The organism is Halomonas sp. E19, from assembly GCF_052439355.1.
In the GTDB taxonomy this organism is placed as follows: domain Bacteria; phylum Pseudomonadota; class Gammaproteobacteria; order Pseudomonadales; family Halomonadaceae; genus Halomonas.
This window is the reverse complement of the sequence record NZ_JBNFWU010000001.1, coordinates 2,370,689-2,386,176: the sequence shown is the minus strand read 5'-3', so window position 1 is coordinate 2,386,176 and position 15,488 is coordinate 2,370,689. Positions and strand designations below refer to the sequence as shown.

Here is a 15,488-nt window from a genome sequence, read left to right as displayed (position 1 = left end):
GGCGTGGCTTCAGGAGGTCACATGACCTATTTCATCGATAGACGCGCCAATGCCAAGCGCAAGAGTGCCGTGAATCGCCAGCGCTTTCTCGACCGCTACCGGACGCATATCAAGCGTTCGGTGGAGGAGGCGGTCAACCGGCGCTCGATCACCGACATGGAGCGTGGCGAGAAGGTCTCGATTCCCAGCCGCGACATCTCCGAGCCGGTGTTCCAGCATGGGCCGGGCGGCAAGCGCACGATCGTCAGCCCCGGCAACAAGGAGTTCGTGCAGGGGATCGCATCCGCCGCCCCGGAGGGGCGGCGGCGGTGGCGGCTCCGGCGAGGGCAACGCTTCCGACCAGGGCGAAGGCATGGACGAATTCGCCTTCTCCCTCTCCCGCGACGAGTTCCTCGACTTCGTATTCGACGGACTGGAGCTTCCCACCTCGAGCGCAAGGCGCTCAAGGATCTCGAGGAAGTGAAACCGGTTCGCGCCGGGGTCACCCGCGACGGTGTGCCGTCGCGGATCAATATCGTGCGCTCCATGCGCGAGGCGCAGGCGCGGCGCATCGCCATGCGCGCGCCCATTCGGCGTGCGCTGCGCGACGCCCAGGAAGCGCTGGATGAGGAGGAGCGCAAGGATCCTGTGCTGCGCAACCCGGCGCGGATCGCCGAGCTCAAGGCCGAGATCGAGCGGCTGGAGAAGCGGCTCGATGCGGTGCCGTTCATCGACACCTACGACCTGCGCTACAACAACCTGGTGAACCAGCCTCAGCCCTCGAGCAAGGCGGTGATGTTCTGCGTAATGGATGTCTCCGGCTCCATGACCCAGGCCCACAAGGACATCGCCAAGCGCTTCTTCCTGCTGCTCTACCTCTTTCTCGAGCGCAACTACGAAAAGGTCGAGCTGGTGTTCGTGCGCCATCATACGGCGGCCAAGGAGGTCGACGAAGAGGAGTTTTTCTACTCGCGCGAGACCGGCGGCACCATCGTCTCCAGCGCCCTGACCCTAGTCGACGAGATCATCACCCGCCGCTATCCACCAAGCCAGTGGAATCTCTACGTGGCGCAGGCATCGGACGGCGATAACTGGGACGACGATTCGGTGTCCTGCCGTGAGCTGCTGATGAAGAAGCTCATGCAGCGGCTGCAGTACTATACCTACGTGGAGATCACGCCGCATGCCCACCAGGCGCTGTGGGAGGAGTATGAGACGGTGGCGGCCGAGTTTCCCCAGCGTTTCGCCATGCGCCAGATCGTCGAGGCGGGGGACATCTATCCCGTGTTCCGCGAGCTGTTCCGGCGTCGAGCCGTCAACTAGGGCGTACGAGGAGGCACCATGACCCGACGCAAGCCGATCGCCACCGGCTCCGACTGGAACTTCGAGATTCTGGAAACCTTCGAAAAGGAGCTGGCACGCCTGGCCGACGAGTATCGGCTGGATACCTACCCTAACCAGATCGAGATCATCACTACCGAACAGATGATGGATGCCTATGCCAGCGTGGGCATGCCGGTGGGCTACCATCACTGGTCGTTCGGCAAGCAGTTCCTGGCGGTGGAACAGGCCTACCGCCGTGGGCAGATGGGGCTCGCCTACGAGCTGGTGATCAACTCCGACCCCTGTATCGCCTATCTGATGGAGGAGAACACCCTGATGATGCAGGTGCTGGTGATGGCGCACGCCTGCTACGGGCACAACTCCTTCTTCAAAGGAAACTACCTGTTCCGCGCCTGGACGGACGCCAGCTCGATCATTGATTACCTGGTCTTTGCCCGCAAGTACGTGGCCCAGTGCGAGGAGCGCCACGGTATCGCGGCGGTGGAGCAGCTGCTCGATGCCTGCCACGCGCTGCAGAACTACGGCGTCGATCGCTACAAGCGGCCTTCGCCGATCTCGGCCGAAGAGGAGATGCGCCGCCAGGCGGAGCGCGAGGAGTACCTGCAGGCGCAGGTCAATACCCTTTGGCGCACCATTCCGGGGCGTCCCTCGGCAGATAGCCTGCCCGGTTCGCTGAGCAGTGAGGAGGATCCCCTTGGCCTGCGCGAAGGCGGACGCTATCCGCCCGAGCCCCAGGAAAACCTGCTCTATTTCATCGAGAAGAACGCGCCGCTGCTGGCACCCTGGCAGCGCGAGATCGTGCGCATTGTGCGCAAGCTAGCCCAGTATTTCTACCCGCAGCGCCAGACCCAGGTGATGAACGAGGGCTGGGCCTCGTTCTGGCACTACACGCTGATGAACCGTCTCTACGACGATGGGTTGGTCGACGAGGGGCTGATCCTCGAATTCCTGCAGTCGCATACCGCGGTAGTCAACCAACCCGACTTCGATAGCCCCTACTACAGCGGCATCAACCCCTATGCGCTGGGGTTCGCCATGTTCAGCGACATCAAGCGAATGTGCGAAAACCCCACCGACGAGGATCGCGCCTGGTTCCCCGATACCGCGGGCGGCGACTGGCTGGAGGCCGTGCACTTCGCAATGCGCAACTTCAAGGACGAGTCGTTCATCCAGCAGTACCTCTCGCCCAAGGTGATTCGCGACCTGAAGCTTTTCACCGTGGTGGACGACGACCAGGAGGAGATGCTGGAGGTAACCGCGATTCACGACGAGCGTGGCTACCGCCGGGTGCGCGAGGCGCTGGCCACCCAGTATGCGCTATCGCTGCGGGAGCCCAATATCCAGGTCTACTCGGCCAATGTGCGCGGCGACCGCTCGCTGACCCTGCATCATGTGCAGGACAGCCGCCGCCCCTTGGCGCGCAGCGTCTACCCGGTAATTCGCCACCTGCACCAGCTGTGGGGTTCCCCGTCTATCTTGAATCGCTCGGCGGGGAGGGGGCGGTGGCGCGGCGCTATCAATGGCCACTGCCCGACGAGGAGGGGCGGGGGAACTGAAGCGGCACGAGTGGGCCAGGCCTGCTCGTGCCGTGCGTCCCAAGGGTTCAGTTCGCCGATACCCAGGACTGGCACCACCCCTGGGGTTCCACGCTGTGCTGCGGGAACAGCTGGCAGCCTTCGGTCGCGGGGTCAAAGAACATGCAGTTGCGACAGGCCTCGCCCGGTGCGTAGGCGGGGTGATCGCTGGCCTGCTCGGCTCGCGTCACGTAGTTCAGCGCCTGGGCCTGCTCGTCGGCTGGGTTGAGTCGCGGCAGCGTCTGGGCGAAAGCTTGGCGTGAAACGAGGCCGATGCCCAGGGGCAGTGCAGCGGCACCGAGAAGGGTAATGCGCAGAAAATCGCGGCGACTCTGTTTGGCCATGGTGTCTCCTTGGGGCTCGGAACCAGAGGGGTGAGCATACCCGGTTTTTCCGGCCCTGCCGCTGGGGTTCATGTGGGGGCGTAGGGAAATGTTCCGAGAGCGTGGGCAAGCGCTGACTCACCAGCTACGACCCGACCGCTGGTCGGAAGTTCGCACCGGCGGCGCGTGGCCGGCGTTTCAGCGCAAGCGAAGCCCTGGCGCTTGCTCCCCACTTTGGCTAGGGTGGGTGGACACCGCAACTGCAAGGATGCTGTCATGCCGTGGATAAAAATTGTTCATATCGCCACACTGCTGTGCTGGTGCGGCGTTCTGCTCTATCTCCCGGCACTGCTCATCACCAGCGCCAGGCCGCGAGCGGCATCGTCCCTCGACGTGCCGGCGCCGGTCGTCCTGCGGTTTCTCTTCACCCGAGTGGCCACCCCTTTTGCCCTGCTGGCCATCGCCAGCGGCACCCTGCTGTTCATCGTCGGGCAGCTGATCGGCGGCTGGCTGGCGCTGAAGCTTGGCGCTGTGACCGGTATGGTGCTGTGCCATGTGCTGTGCGGCGCCCTGATCGTGCGCCTGGAGCAGGGCAAGCGCTGGGGGCTGGTGCCGATCAGTGCGGCCATCGCAATGCTGTCGGCCGCGCTGATGCTGGCGGTGCTGGTGCTGGTACTCAGCAAGCCCTTCGATTGAGGCTGGACAAGGAGAGTCAAGATGCGCGATTCACCAGGGCGCGAGTGGCCAGCGCTACTTGTCGTCGATTTCCACCCCCACCGCCTCGTCATAGACGAGCATGCCACCGAGAATGCCGGCCAGCATGATCAGGCCCGCCGTGAGCAGGGTCAGCCCGATGGCCCAGGGCAGCAGGTCGACGATATCCTGATAGCGCCACAGCCAGTTGAGCGAGGCGAGCGACAGCATCATCACCGCCAGGATGGCATGACACCAGCCCAGAATCATGTGCCGAATGCGGCGCACGGTGACCAGGTCGATCAACCCCGCGACGCTGGCGACCCAGCCGCCCAGCGCGCCGATTCCCGCCAGCCACAGGCTGACGCGAGCCCAGAACAAGTCCTCGGTGTAGAGGAAGGCGCCGTCGCTGAGCACCAGCAGCATCAGGCAGGCGATGGGGAAGTGGATCATCACCGGGTGAAGCGGGTGGCCGGCAATGGCGGCACGACTCTTGATCGAACGGGGTTGTGTCTCGGCCATGTTCGCGTCCTTTGCGATCGGATGGGTTTGTCTACTGGCATTCAACGCGCCTGCTGCCGGTGGGTCAACCGCCTGCGCCGGCCTGCGATGCTGGCCACGGCGCCCGCCCTGTTGCTGGCAGGCTGCGGCGGGGAGATGTCGATCCTCGATCCCTCCGGCCCGGCGGCACGCTCCCAGTACTGGGTGTGGTGGGCCATGCTGATCGTAAGCCTAGTGGTCTCCGTCGCACTTTTCTCGCTCTGGCTCTACACGTTCTGGCGAAAAGCGCCGCCGCCGGAGCGCACCGCCCAGCAGGAGCACCGCATCATGCTGCGCTGGGTGCTGGGGGTGGCCTGGCGCTGCCCATCATCAGCATCGTGCTGCTGCTGGTCTTCGCCGCCCCCACCGGGCGCAGCATGATTCCGCTGCCGCTGCCCGACGGGGGCAGCGCCGAGGTCATCGAGGTGATCGGTCACCAGTGGTGGTGGGAGATTCGCTACCCCGGTGACGAGGAGGGCGAGGTGGTGACGGCCAACCGGCTGGTGATGCCGGCCGGCGAGCCCGTCGATTTCCGCATCACCAGTGCAGACGTGATCCACGCGTTCTGGATCCCCCGCCTGGGCGGCAAGCGCGATATGGTGCCGGGCCGCCACACGACCATCCGGCTAGAAGCCGATGCGCCTGGCGTGTTCGGCGCCCAGTGCGCCGAATTCTGCGGCGCCCAGCACACCAACATGCTGCTACACGTGGAGGCGGTGGAGCGCGAGGAGTACGACGCCTGGCTGGCGGCACGCCGTACGGCGCCCGCGCAGCTGGCCGGCCATGACGATGCGCGCGAGGCCTTCGGCGAGCACTGCGCTGCCTGCCACCGGGTTGACGGTTTTCCCGCCGAGTTGATTCACGATGACGTGGCCCATGACATCCTCGGGCCCGATCTCAGCGATATTGGCTCGCGCCCGACCCTGGGGAGCGGCGTCATGGCCCGGGAGGAGGGGGCGATCGCCTACTGGCTGCAGTTCCACCAGACACTGAAGCCGGGCAACCGCATGCCGCCCCACAACCACCTCGATAACGAGACGCTGCAGGACATCGGCGCCTGGCTGGAGACGTTGCAACCATGAGCGATACCTCGAACGCTTCCCTGCCCCCCGAGACCCGGCGGCTGCACGAAGGCCTGGATCGGGTGTGGGGCAATCCTAAGGGCCTAAGGGCGCTGACTGTGGTGAACCACACCACCATTGGCCTGCGCTTCATGGTGACCGGGGCGATCTTCTTCCTGATCGGTGGCCTGCTGGCGATGCTGATCCGCACCCAGCTGGCCTTTCCCGATAACGCCTTCATGTCGCACGAGATCTACAACCAGGTCTTCACCATGCACGGCACGGTGATGATGTTCCTGTTCGCCATTCCCATTCTCGAGGGGCTGGCGATCTACATGATCCCCAAGATGATCGGTGCGCGGGATCTGGTGTGCCCGCGCCTGACCGCCTTCGGCTACTACTGCTACCTGTTCGGCGGCATCATCCTGGCTTCCAGCATGGTGCTCGAGATGGCGCCGGAGAGCGGCTGGTTCATGTATACCCCGCTGAGCAGCGGCGACTATTCGCCTGGGCCTGGCTCCGACTTCTGGCTGCTGGGCATCACCTTCGTCGAGATCTCGGCGCTCTCCGCCGGCGTGGAGCTGGTGGTGTCGATCCTGCGCACCCGCACCCAGGGCATGGCGCTGCACAAGATGCCGCTGTTCGCCTGGTACATCCTGGCCATGGCATTGATGATCGTGGTCGGCTTCCCGCCGCTGATCCTCGGCAGCATCCTGCTGGAGCTCGAGCGCGCCGCGGGCATGCCATTCTTCGAGGTGGCGGGGGCGGCGACCCGGTGCTATGGGCACACCTGTTCTGGCTGTTCGGCCACCCCGAGGTCTACATCATCTTCCTGCCCGGCGCGGGATCGTCTCGACGCTGATCCCCGTGTTCGCCGGACGCCCGATCGTGGGCTACGCCTGGGTGGTGGCGGCGATCGTCATCATGGGCTTCGTCAGCTTCGGCCTGTGGGTCCACCACATGTTCACCCTGGGCATCCTGCAGCTGGCGCTGGCCTTCTTCTCGGCGGCCAGCATGCTGGTGGCCATTCCCACCGGCATCCAGATCTTTGTCTGGCTCTCCACCCTGTGGCTGGGCCGGCCGAAGATGACGCTGCCGATGCTGTGGATCGTCGGCTTCCTGGTGATCTTTGTACTGGGCGGCCTGACCGGGGTGATGCTGGCGCTGGTGCCGTTCAACTGGCAGGTCCACGACACCCACTTCGTGGTCGCCCACATGCACTACGTGCTGGTGGGGGATGCTGTTCCCGCTGCTGGCCGGGCTCTACTACTGGCTGCCGCAGGTGTCCGGACGCATGCCGTCGGAGCGGCTGGGCAAGTGGAGCTTCTGGCTGATCTTCCTGGGCTTCAACGTCACCTTCCTGGTCATGCACTGGACGGGGCTGCTGGGCATGCGGCGGCGCGTTTTCACCTACGACACCGCCATGGGCTGGGATATCTATAACCTGATCTCCTCGGTGGGCGGCTTCATGATGTCGGCCGGGGTGGCCCTGCTGATCCTGGATGTGGCGCTGCACTTCCGCTTCGGCAGAAAGGCGCCGCAGAACCCCTGGAACGCCGATGGCCTGGAGTGGGCCATGCCCAAACCCCCCACGGCGTACAACTTCGTCAGCCTGCCCGCGGTGGAGACGCGTCACCCGCTATGGGAGCGTCCCGAGCTTTCGCGCACCCTCTACGAGGGCCAGCATGGCCTCAATACCATCGACCATGGACGGCGCGAGACTTGGGGCAGCGACGCCCTGACCGGCAAGCTGCGCGAGACCATTCACCTGCCCACCAACTCCTGGTGGCCGCTATTCTCCTCACTGATGCTGGCGGTGGTCTGCATCGGCCTGCTGGTGCGGGTCTACTGGGTGGCGGCAGCGGCGGCGCTGGTGGCAGTGGTGCTGCTGCTGCGCTGGTCGTGGGAGAACGGCGCGCATCCCAATGTGGCGCCCGGGGCCAGCCGAGCGCCGACTGAACCGCCGCTGCACTACCGCACCATGAATGGTCCTGGTGTTTGGTGCATGTCGGTCTCTCACCTGGCCAACGGCTCGCTCTACCTGTCGCTGCTGTTCGGCTGGTTCTACCTGTGGGTGGTGGCACCTGAGTGGCAGATGCCCGACAGCTCACCGCTCTCGCTGCCGCTGCTGGTCGCGGCCGGCGTGGCGCTGACCCTGGGCACGCTGCTGCTGGCGAAGCTGGTAGCCCGGTTGCGCCGCCGCGAGGCCGCCGGACTCGGTGTACTGATGTATAGCGCAGGGGCGCTGGGTACGCTCGCGGCGGGGCTGGTCGTGGCGGTCATGTGGCTAGCCGACCTGGCCCCCACCGACAACGCCCACGACGCCACCCTGTTCGTGGCGCTGAGCTATGTACTGATTCTGACCTCCCTGGGTGGCGTGCTGTGCCTGCTGCAGGGGCTGCGCGTGGGATATGGGTATGTCGGCCTGGAGGCGCCCATGGAGCCGGTGGTGGTGCAGCGGCTGTGGTACTACAACCTGGTGGTTTACTGGACCCTGTTCGTGGCGATCTGGGTCATGCCGACCCTACTGGGAGGGGACGCATGAGACATCTGCTGCGACTGACTCATCCCATTCACCTGGTGGGCGGTGTCACGCTCTGGGGGATCTGGTTCGTGGCGATCTACGCCGGTCTCTCTGTGGCCTGCTCGGTGGCGCCGCCGGACCCCGGGCGCGACATGCTGACCGGCATCAACCTCGGGGTGGGGCTGGCCACCCTGGCAACCACCCTGGGGCTGCTGTGGCTGACCTGGGCCGGCGTCAAGGCGGCGCGCCGGGCGGAAGTGCGCCGCGACTGCTACTTCGCCTATACCTCGGCCGGCGTCTACTTCTTCTCGGCGGGGGCGACGCTGTTTGTCGGCTACCCGGTGGTGTTCCTGCCACCCTGCCTATAGGGCGCCATTAAAGCGTGACTAAGGCGTGACGCTAGCCGTCAGAGCGAGCCATTCAGCCGCCGCGGCTCGCCTGCTATACTCGCGCCAGGCTGCGGCGGCCCCATGCCGCCCGCGGCAATGCCAAACGGGGGAGTGTCGATGCAGAATGCCGTGATCCTGATCAATACCGAAAAGGGGCAGGTGAAGGCGGTGGCCGAGCGGCTTGCCGACGTCGAAGGAATCAGCGAGGTCTATTCCACCTGCGGTCGCTACGACCTGGTGGCGATTGCCCGAACCCGCGATTTCGAGAGCCTGGCCGAGCTGGTCACCGAGCGCCTCAATGCCGTCGAGGGCATCCGCGACACCGAGACGCTGAATGCCATGCAGGTACACTCCCGGCACGACCTTGAAACCATGTTCTCGCTGGGCTGGTAGCCCGGCGAGTCTCCTCTGGCTGACCTCGGCCTGCCGGTGCCCAAGCGTGCCGGCGGCGCCACCCTTCGGATCGAGACATGGCCCTAGCACGTTCCCGCGGCAGGCGGCGTCGCTCCCTGCTTTCCACCGGGCGCTTCCGCCTCCGCCAGTTCGGCATCACCCTTATTTTCGTGCTGGTGGGCAGCGGCCTGTGGTACGCCCAGGAGCAGGAGTATCGTGACCAGCTGAGCTGGATGGGCGTGCCCACCTGGGACAGCCTGACCCCGCTGACTGTGCACCGCGTGCTGCGCAACGACGGCTTCCTGGTGGGCTGGTCGGACGTGCGGGTCAATCCGCTGTGGGTCAGCTACCTGCTGCATGAGGTGGAGGAACCGCGCGCCGGCCCCCGACCCGAGTTCCGCAGCGATTGGCGCACGCTGTGGCCGATCGCCGCCGACAGCTATTTCGGCAGCGGCTACGATCGCGGCCACCTGGCGCCCAACTACGCTATCGCCGTGGTCCATGGTCGCCAGGCCCAGGAGCAGTCGTTCCTGATGAGCAACATCTCGCCCCAGCGTCCCGACCTCAACCGGCGGCTCTGGCAGCGCCTGGAAGAAGTAGTGATCGACCACTTCGTGCCGCGTTTCGGCGTGGTGCAGGTCATCACCGGTCCGGTCTTCCCCGAGCGCTTCATCGACAACGTCACCAACCGGGTGGGGCTGGTCGAGATTCCAGAAGCCTTCTACAAGATTATCGTGGTGCCGGCCGAGGCGCCGATGGCGCTGGCCTTCATCATGCCCCAGGAGGTACGCGGCAACGAGCCGCTGGACGCTTACCTGGTGAGCATCGACGAGGTGGAGGCGCGTACGGGGCTCAACTTCTTCCCGCGCTTGCCCGACGGCGTGGCGGAAGTGCTGGAAGGGGAAGTGGTGGCGGAAGGCTGGGACCTGGACAGGGTGGCTCGCCTGCCTGCCCGCTTCTAAAAGATGCAACGCTGCGCGAGCGGATTCCAAATGCAAGCCAGGCAAAAACCAGGCACAAAAAAACCGCGGTAGGTCGCGGTTTCTTGGATTGCTGCGTTGCTCGCAGCATTTCTTGCTCTTGCTCTTGCTCTTGCTCTTGCTCTTGCTCTTCTTGCTTCGGCCATTGCTAGGCCTTCAGCTTGCATGACGCAGTTCGCTCGAAAGAGCGGTGGTGCCCAGGAGAGGACTTGAACCTCCACATCCGTAAGGATACTAGCACCTGAAGCTAGCGCGTCTACCAATTCCGCCACCTGGGCGCATCATGCAGTCGTCATCTTGCGTCGTGTTCGCGTGTCTGGGCTGGTGCCCAGGAGAGGACTTGAACCTCCACATCCGTAAGGATACTAGCACCTGAAGCTAGCGCGTCTACCAATTCCGCCACCTGGGCGAACACGAGCGACTCGAACTGACAAAGAGCGTGGGTGCCTACCCGACCAGACCCTCGAAGAGAGCGATGGTGCCCAGAAGAGGACTTGAACCTCCACGTCCGTAAGGACACTAGCACCTGAAGCTAGCGCGTCTACCAATTCCGCCATCTGGGCAGGCGACGCGTATCTTACCCAATTCATGGCCCAATGCAAGCGTGTCGCTGTGCATGAGCAGAATTTTCGCCCGGGATCGGTGTTGCCACGGTTGGGTGGAGCCTGCTCCAGCGCTATACTGCCGGCATGACAAACGACTTCATTAGCAACACCCTACGTACGCGGCCCTCTGCCCGCGCCTTTCCCGTGACGCTGCTCCCGTTTCCAAGGATGCCTTACGCATGACTCACTGGACGCTCAGCGACGACCCCCATGCCAGCCGTGAGGCCCACAAGTACGACAATCCGGCTCCCAGCCGAGAGTACCTGCTGGCGCGCCTGGAAGAGTACGGCAAGCCGATCACCCACGAGAAGATGAGCCGCATGCTGGGCCTCGACGACGAGGACCTGCAGGAGGCGGTGCGCCGCCGCCTGGCGGCCATGGAGCGTGACGGTCAGGTGCTGCGCAACCGCGCCGGCGCCTATGCGCTGATCGACAAGCTCGACCTCATCAAGGGCAAGGTGCTGGGCCATCGTGACGGCTTCGGCTTCGTGCTGCGCGACGACGGCAAGAAGCCCGACCTGGTGCTGCCGCCACGGCAGATGCGCCGGGTCTTCCACGGCGACTACGTGCTGGTGCGTGTCAGCGGGCGCGACCGGCGCGGCCGCGACGAGGCCACCATTGCCGAGGTGCTTGCGCGCAACACCCAGACCATCGTCGGCGTCTATCGCGAGAACACCCCCGAATTCGGCGTGCTGATTCCGGAGAATCCGCGCATTACCCAGGAGGTGATCATCCCGCACAGCGCCTGTGGCGGTGCACGCGACGGCCAGGTGGTGTCGGCCCGGGTCGTGCAGCAGCCCGAGACGCGCGTACAGCCGGTAGGCGAGGTGGTCGAGGTGCTCGGTGAGCGCATGGACCCGGGGATGGAGATCGACATCGCCATCCGCAGCTACGAGATCCCCGCCGAGTTCCCGCCGGAAGTGCACGACCAGATCGCCGAGATGTCCGCCGAAGTGGTCGAGCAGGACAAGCAGCACCGCGTCGACCTGCGCGACATTCCGCTCGTCACCATCGACGGCGAGGACGCCAAGGACTTCGACGACGCGGTGTGCGCCTGGAAGACCAAGTCCGGCAGCTGGAAGCTGATCGTCGCCATTGCCGACGTCTCGCACTACGTGCGCCCCGGCAGCGCGCTGGACGAAGAAGCGATTCGGCGCGGCAACTCGGTCTATTTCCCCGGGCAGGTGGTGCCGATGCTGCCCGAGCTGCTCTCCAACGGCCTGTGTTCGCTCAACCCCCACGTTGACCGCCTGGCCATGGTCTGCGAGATGAACATCTCGAAGCAGGGCGTGATCAGCCGCTACCGCTTCTATGAGGCGGTGTTCCGCTCCCATGCGCGGCTGACCTACAACAAGGTGGCGGCGATCCTCGAAGGCGAGGATGCCGAGGCGGATGCGCTGCGTGAAGAGTACCGCGACCTGGTCAAGCCGCTGCAGGGGCTGCATGAGCTCTACAAGGTGCTGCGTCAGGCCCGCGAGGAGCGCGGCGCCATCGACTTCGAGACCACCGAGACGGCAATCCTGTTCAACGAGGAACGCAAGATCGAGAAGATCGTGCCGCGCACGCGCAACGATGCCCACAAGCTGATCGAGGAGTGCATGTTGGCGGCCAACGTGGCCACCGCCCGCTTCCTCGACAAGCACGACCTGCCGGCGCTCTACCGCATCCATGAGCGCCCCTCGCCGGAGCGGCTCGACAAGCTGCGCCTGTTCCTCAACGAGCTGGGGCTTGCGGTGGGTGGCGGCGACGAACCGACGCCGCAGGACTACCAGACCCTGGCCGAGGCGATTCGCGGCCGGCCGGATGCTGACGTAATCCAGACCGTGATGCTGCGCTCGATGAGCCAGGCGGTCTACTCGCCGCAGAACGAAGGGCACTTCGGCCTGGCCTATCCGGCCTATGCCCACTTCACCTCGCCGATTCGCCGCTATCCCGACCTGCTGGTGCACCGCGCCATCCGCTCGGTGATCCGCGGGCCGCGTCAGACCAATACCGTACTGCGCGTCGAAGGGGCGCCGGTCGAGCCGCCCAGCAAGTGGTGTCCTTACACCTTCGAGCAGATGCTCGAGCTCGGCGAGCACTGCTCGATGACCGAGCGGCGCGCCGACGATGCCACCCGAGACGTCGAGGACTGGCTAAAGTGCGAGTTCATGTCCGACAAGCTCGGCGAGGTCTATGAAGGCACCATCGCCTCGGTGACGCAGTTCGGCATCTTCGTGCGCCTCGATGAGGTCTATGTCGAGGGCCTGGTTCACGTCACCTCGCTGCCCTCGGACTATTATCACTACGAGCCCGAAAAGCACCGCCTCAAGGGTGAGCGCACCGGCATGAGTTATCGGCTCGGCGACGGTGTCACCGTTCAGGTGGCGCGCGTCGACCTCGAGGAGCGCAAGATCGACTTCGTGCTCGAAGACGAGAAGCCGCGGCCCAAGCGCCAACCGCGCAAACGGCGCGGCGACGGCGAGGCGGGCGTCACGCTCGACGCCGCGGCGCCGAAGAGTGCGGCGGATGAAGGCGAGCGCGGCAAGGGCGGCAAGCGTCGCCGCGGGCCGCGTCGGTCGAGGTCGCGCGGCTGATGGCTCAGGGACGCAGCAAGGAGAGGTCGCGAGCACAGGGCAGGGGGCACCGCGGCGCAAGCCGGAGCTGCCCGGTGTCCCAGGCGGCCTCGATGCCGTGTTCGGCGTGCATGCGGTGCGCGCCCTGCTGGACCGCGGTGAAACGATCAGGGTGCTGTGGGTGCAGGAGGGTGAGGCGCAGCAGCGCCTGGGCGACCTCGTCGAGGCGGCACGCAGGGGCGGCGCGCGCGTGGAGCCGCACCCGCGCGACGATCTCGATCGCTTGGCGCAAGAGGCCTCGCACCAGGGCGTCATCGCCTTCGCCGCACCGCTCGCCTGCGAAAGCGAAGCGGCGCTGTGGTTCAAGCTCGAAGCCTGGCCCCACGCCGCGCCGCCGCTGCTGCTGGTGCTCGATGGCGTCACCGACGTGCATAACTTCGGCGCCTGCCTGCGCAGCGCCGATGCCGCCGGCGTGCATGGGGTGATCGTGCCCAAGGACAAGGCCGCGCCGCTCAACGCCACGGTGCGCAAGGTGGCCTGCGGCGCCGCCGAGAGCGTGCCGGTCTATCAGGTGACTAACCTGGCCCGTGCCCTGGCCCGGCTCAAGGCGTACGGAGTGTGGATCACCGGCACCGCTGGCGAGGCCGAATCCCTGCTCTATGCCGCCGATTTCTGCGGCCCCACCGCACTGGTGATGGGCGCCGAGGGCAAGGGCATGCGTCGGCTCACGCGTGAAGCCTGCGATGGGCTGGTCAAGCTGCCCATGGCCGGCAGCGTTTCCAGTCTCAACGTCTCGGTGGCCACCGGCATCTGCCTGTTCGAGGCGGTGCGTCAGCGCGGCGGTGTCCGCTGAGCCGCCGCTTGGGTTGCGCCTTGCAAGTCGCGCCTCGGCTCACTAGAATGCATGCGCCCGTTCCTGTGTGAGCGGGCGTTGCCATTTCGACTATCACCTCCTTGCTTCCCCGGGGTCCTCGACCTCATGCGGAAGCTGCCAACCCGAAAGGAGATCCCATGCGTCATTACGAAATCGTGTTCATGGTCCACCCGGACCAGAGCGAGCAAGTGCCGTCCATGGTTGAGCGTTACTCCAGCATCGTCACCGAAAGCGGTGGCACCGTGCATCGTCTGGAGGACTGGGGCCGCCGTCACCTGGCCTACCCGATCAACAAGATCCACAAGGCTCACTACGTGCTGATGAACGTCGAGTGCAGCGGCGAGGTTCTCGAGGAGATCGAGAACATCTTCCGCTTCAACGACGCCATCATTCGCAGCCTGGTGGTGCGCTGCAAGGAAGCCATCACCGAAGCTTCGCCGATGATGAAGCCGGCAGACGACAAGCGAGCGCGTCGCGAAGAGCGTCCGCGCTCTGAAGAAGAAACTGCCGAAGCCCACTGATCGCACGTACCGAGGAGTCTCCCATGGCACGCTTTTTCCGTCGCCGCAAGTTTTGCCGTTTCACCGCTGAAGGCGTGAAGCAGATCGACTACAAGGATCTGGATACGCTCAAGGCCTACATCACCGAGACCGGCAAGATCGTACCCAGCCGTATCACCGGTACCAAGGCCCGTTACCAGCGTCAGCTGGCGACTGCCATCAAGCGCGCGCGCTACCTGGCCCTGCTGCCCTACACCGACAGCCACCAGTAAGCCGCCGACTCGATGCTGCCGATTGCTCGATGGCTGATGCGCGGCACGCCCTACGCCGTTGGCGGGGCGGCGCTGGCCGCGGTCATCCCCTGGCTGTTCTGGCTCAGTGGCGCCATCGTGGCCCTGGTCACACTGCGCCGCGGCCTGTCGCCGGCGCTGCCGGTGCTGGTGGCCGCGGCGGTGCCGGCCGGCTGGTGGTGGACCCAGGGTGACGCCATTCCGCTGGCCAGCGTGCTGCTGGTCACGCTTATGGGCGTGGTGCTGCGCTCGCGCACGCGCTGGAGCGAGGCGCTGATCGTCGGCACCCTGGCCGCGGCGGCCATGATCCAGCTCGGCGTTTTCGTGCCGCCAGGCGGAACCGGTCCGCTGCTGGAACAGCTGCGCCAAGGCTCGACCGAGATCGACCGCATGCTGACCGAGCTCGGCCGCCAGGGTTTCGACACTGAGGAGCTGGCGACGCTGCTGATCGGCGGCGTCACCGGGCTGATCGTGCTGCTGGCCGCCATCGGCTGTCTGGCCCTGGCGCGCAGCTGGCAGGCCGGGCTTTACAATCCCGGCGGCTTCCGCGAGGAGTTCCACGCGCTGCGCCTGGTGCCGCGTGAACTTGGCCTGCTGGTCCTGCTCGGCGTGGTGGGCATGGTGCTGGGGCTGCCGTCGCTCTCTATGCTGGCCTGGGTGCCGCTGCTGGTGGCCGGTATTGCCCTGGTGCACGGCTTCATCGGGCTAAAAGGTATGAACGGGCTGTGGCTGATCGTGTTCTACGTACTGCTGATCACCACCTGGCCCATGATTCTGATCGTGCTGCTGGCGGCCTTTATCGACGTGTTCGTGGATTTCCGCGGCCGTCTGGCCTCTCGCAGCGACTGACACGAGGTTAACGAG

General features: G+C 65.5%; 14 protein-coding genes, 3 tRNA genes and 2 pseudogenes. 14 read left to right on the top strand and 5 right to left on the bottom strand.

Features of this window, described 5'->3' with window-relative positions; genetic code table 11:
- Positions 1–21: 21 nt before the first annotated feature.
- Together ACUDAL_RS12540 and ACUDAL_RS12535 are read left to right on the top strand one after the other, a co-directional pair.
- A complete protein-coding gene (locus ACUDAL_RS12540; RefSeq protein WP_444678357.1) occupies positions 22–1,302 on the top strand; it encodes a YeaH/YhbH family protein in 1,281 nt (426 codons plus the stop codon).
- Positions 1,303–1,320: 18 nt separating this feature from the next.
- Positions 1,321–2,879, top strand: a pseudogene (locus tag ACUDAL_RS12535) (SpoVR family protein).
- Positions 2,880–2,926: 47 nt separating this feature from the next.
- On the opposite strand, the gene ACUDAL_RS12530 reads toward ACUDAL_RS12535, so the two are convergent.
- Positions 2,927–3,241 (bottom strand): high-potential iron-sulfur protein, encoded by a 315-nt coding sequence (locus tag ACUDAL_RS12530; protein WP_444678356.1) that lies wholly within the window; start codon positions 3,239–3,241, stop codon positions 2,927–2,929.
- Between the two features lie 255 nt (positions 3,242–3,496).
- Here ACUDAL_RS12530 and ACUDAL_RS12525 point away from each other — a divergent pair, with 255 nt between their 5' ends.
- Positions 3,497–3,916: a CopD family protein gene (locus ACUDAL_RS12525; RefSeq protein ID WP_444678355.1), complete on the top strand. Its 420-nt coding sequence runs from the start codon at positions 3,497–3,499 to the stop codon at positions 3,914–3,916.
- Positions 3,917–3,970: 54 nt separating this feature from the next.
- Here the strand turns inward: ACUDAL_RS12525 and ACUDAL_RS12520 are convergent, their stop codons facing one another.
- Complete coding sequence (locus tag ACUDAL_RS12520) at positions 3,971–4,435, bottom strand: DUF2231 domain-containing protein (RefSeq protein ID WP_444678354.1); 465 nt, start codon at positions 4,433–4,435, stop codon at positions 3,971–3,973.
- Between the two features lie 21 nt (positions 4,436–4,456).
- On the opposite strand from ACUDAL_RS12520, the gene ACUDAL_RS12515 reads away from it, so the two are divergent.
- The 6 genes and pseudogenes from ACUDAL_RS12515 to ACUDAL_RS12490 all read left to right on the top strand — a co-directional run bounded on the left by ACUDAL_RS12515 (position 4,457) and on the right by ACUDAL_RS12490 (position 9,782).
- Complete coding sequence (locus ACUDAL_RS12515; protein ID WP_444678353.1) at positions 4,457–4,834, top strand: hypothetical protein; 378 nt, start codon at positions 4,457–4,459, stop codon at positions 4,832–4,834.
- Positions 4,792–5,535 carry a cytochrome c oxidase subunit II gene (coxB, locus tag ACUDAL_RS12510; protein WP_444678352.1) on the top strand — a complete coding sequence of 248 codons (744 nt, stop codon included), beginning with the start codon at positions 4,792–4,794 and terminating at the stop codon, positions 5,533–5,535. Before ACUDAL_RS12515 ends, coxB begins: the two co-directional genes overlap by 43 nt.
- A pseudogene (ctaD, locus tag ACUDAL_RS12505) lies at positions 5,532–8,059 on the top strand (cytochrome c oxidase subunit I). The gene coxB and the pseudogene ctaD overlap by 4 nt, the downstream one beginning before the upstream one ends.
- Positions 8,056–8,406 carry a hypothetical protein gene (locus ACUDAL_RS12500; RefSeq protein ID WP_444678351.1) on the top strand — a complete coding sequence of 117 codons (351 nt, stop codon included), beginning with the start codon at positions 8,056–8,058 and terminating at the stop codon, positions 8,404–8,406. The pseudogene ctaD and the gene ACUDAL_RS12500 overlap by 4 nt, the downstream one beginning before the upstream one ends.
- Positions 8,407–8,544: 138 nt before the next feature.
- Positions 8,545–8,820, top strand: a complete 276-nt coding sequence (locus ACUDAL_RS12495) for an Lrp/AsnC family transcriptional regulator (protein ID WP_086508531.1) — start codon at positions 8,545–8,547, stop codon at positions 8,818–8,820.
- A 77-nt stretch (positions 8,821–8,897) separates the two neighbouring features.
- Positions 8,898–9,782 carry a DNA/RNA non-specific endonuclease gene (locus ACUDAL_RS12490; protein WP_444678350.1) on the top strand — a complete coding sequence of 295 codons (885 nt, stop codon included), beginning with the start codon at positions 8,898–8,900 and terminating at the stop codon, positions 9,780–9,782.
- A gap of 209 nt (positions 9,783–9,991) precedes the next feature.
- Here the strand turns inward: ACUDAL_RS12490 and ACUDAL_RS12485 are convergent.
- The 3 genes from ACUDAL_RS12485 to ACUDAL_RS12475 form a co-directional block, all read right to left on the bottom strand.
- Positions 9,992–10,078 (bottom strand) — tRNA-Leu (locus ACUDAL_RS12485).
- Between the two features lie 44 nt (positions 10,079–10,122).
- A tRNA-Leu gene (locus tag ACUDAL_RS12480) sits at positions 10,123–10,209 on the bottom strand.
- Between the two features lie 67 nt (positions 10,210–10,276).
- Positions 10,277–10,363, bottom strand: a tRNA-Leu gene (locus tag ACUDAL_RS12475).
- Between the two features lie 221 nt (positions 10,364–10,584).
- On the opposite strand from ACUDAL_RS12475, the gene rnr reads away from it, so the two are divergent.
- From rnr to ACUDAL_RS12450, 5 genes are all read left to right on the top strand, one after another.
- Complete coding sequence (gene rnr, locus ACUDAL_RS12470; protein ID WP_444678349.1) at positions 10,585–12,981, top strand: ribonuclease R; 2,397 nt, start codon at positions 10,585–10,587, stop codon at positions 12,979–12,981.
- Positions 12,982–13,078: 97 nt separating this feature from the next.
- Positions 13,079–13,813: a 23S rRNA (guanosine(2251)-2'-O)-methyltransferase RlmB gene (rlmB, locus tag ACUDAL_RS12465; protein ID WP_444678348.1), complete on the top strand. Its 735-nt coding sequence runs from the start codon at positions 13,079–13,081 to the stop codon at positions 13,811–13,813.
- A 158-nt stretch (positions 13,814–13,971) separates the two neighbouring features.
- Entirely contained in the window at positions 13,972–14,355 is a 384-nt protein-coding gene (rpsF, locus tag ACUDAL_RS12460) for a 30S ribosomal protein S6 (protein WP_444678347.1), read from the top strand.
- Positions 14,356–14,378: 23 nt separating this feature from the next.
- Positions 14,379–14,606, top strand: coding sequence for a 30S ribosomal protein S18 (gene rpsR / locus ACUDAL_RS12455; RefSeq protein ID WP_010629658.1), 228 nt, complete (start codon positions 14,379–14,381; stop codon positions 14,604–14,606).
- Between the two features lie 12 nt (positions 14,607–14,618).
- Positions 14,619–15,473, top strand: a complete 855-nt coding sequence (locus ACUDAL_RS12450) for a hypothetical protein (protein WP_444678346.1) — start codon at positions 14,619–14,621, stop codon at positions 15,471–15,473.
- The last annotated feature ends 15 nt before the right edge of the window (positions 15,474–15,488 follow it).

What these genes read in the sequence shown, in the direction of transcription:
- ACUDAL_RS12540 (WP_444678357.1), top strand. Translation starts at nt 22, where the DNA reads ATGACCTATTTCATCGATAGACGCGCCAATGCCAAGCGCAAGAGTGCC.
- ACUDAL_RS12530 (WP_444678356.1), bottom strand. Translation starts at nt 3,241, where the DNA reads ATGGCCAAACAGAGTCGCCGCGATTTTCTGCGCATTACCCTTCTCGGT.
- ACUDAL_RS12525 (WP_444678355.1), top strand. Translation starts at nt 3,497, where the DNA reads ATGCCGTGGATAAAAATTGTTCATATCGCCACACTGCTGTGCTGGTGC.
- ACUDAL_RS12520 (WP_444678354.1), bottom strand. Translation starts at nt 4,435, where the DNA reads ATGGCCGAGACACAACCCCGTTCGATCAAGAGTCGTGCCGCCATTGCC.
- ACUDAL_RS12515 (WP_444678353.1), top strand. Translation starts at nt 4,457, where the DNA reads ATGGGTTTGTCTACTGGCATTCAACGCGCCTGCTGCCGGTGGGTCAAC.
- ACUDAL_RS12500 (WP_444678351.1), top strand. Translation starts at nt 8,056, where the DNA reads ATGAGACATCTGCTGCGACTGACTCATCCCATTCACCTGGTGGGCGGT.
- ACUDAL_RS12495 (WP_086508531.1), top strand. Translation starts at nt 8,545, where the DNA reads ATGCAGAATGCCGTGATCCTGATCAATACCGAAAAGGGGCAGGTGAAG.
- ACUDAL_RS12490 (WP_444678350.1), top strand. Translation starts at nt 8,898, where the DNA reads ATGGCCCTAGCACGTTCCCGCGGCAGGCGGCGTCGCTCCCTGCTTTCC.
- rnr (WP_444678349.1), top strand. Translation starts at nt 10,585, where the DNA reads ATGACTCACTGGACGCTCAGCGACGACCCCCATGCCAGCCGTGAGGCC.
- rpsF (WP_444678347.1), top strand. Translation starts at nt 13,972, where the DNA reads ATGCGTCATTACGAAATCGTGTTCATGGTCCACCCGGACCAGAGCGAG.
- rpsR (WP_010629658.1), top strand. Translation starts at nt 14,379, where the DNA reads ATGGCACGCTTTTTCCGTCGCCGCAAGTTTTGCCGTTTCACCGCTGAA.
- ACUDAL_RS12450 (WP_444678346.1), top strand. Translation starts at nt 14,619, where the DNA reads ATGCTGCCGATTGCTCGATGGCTGATGCGCGGCACGCCCTACGCCGTT.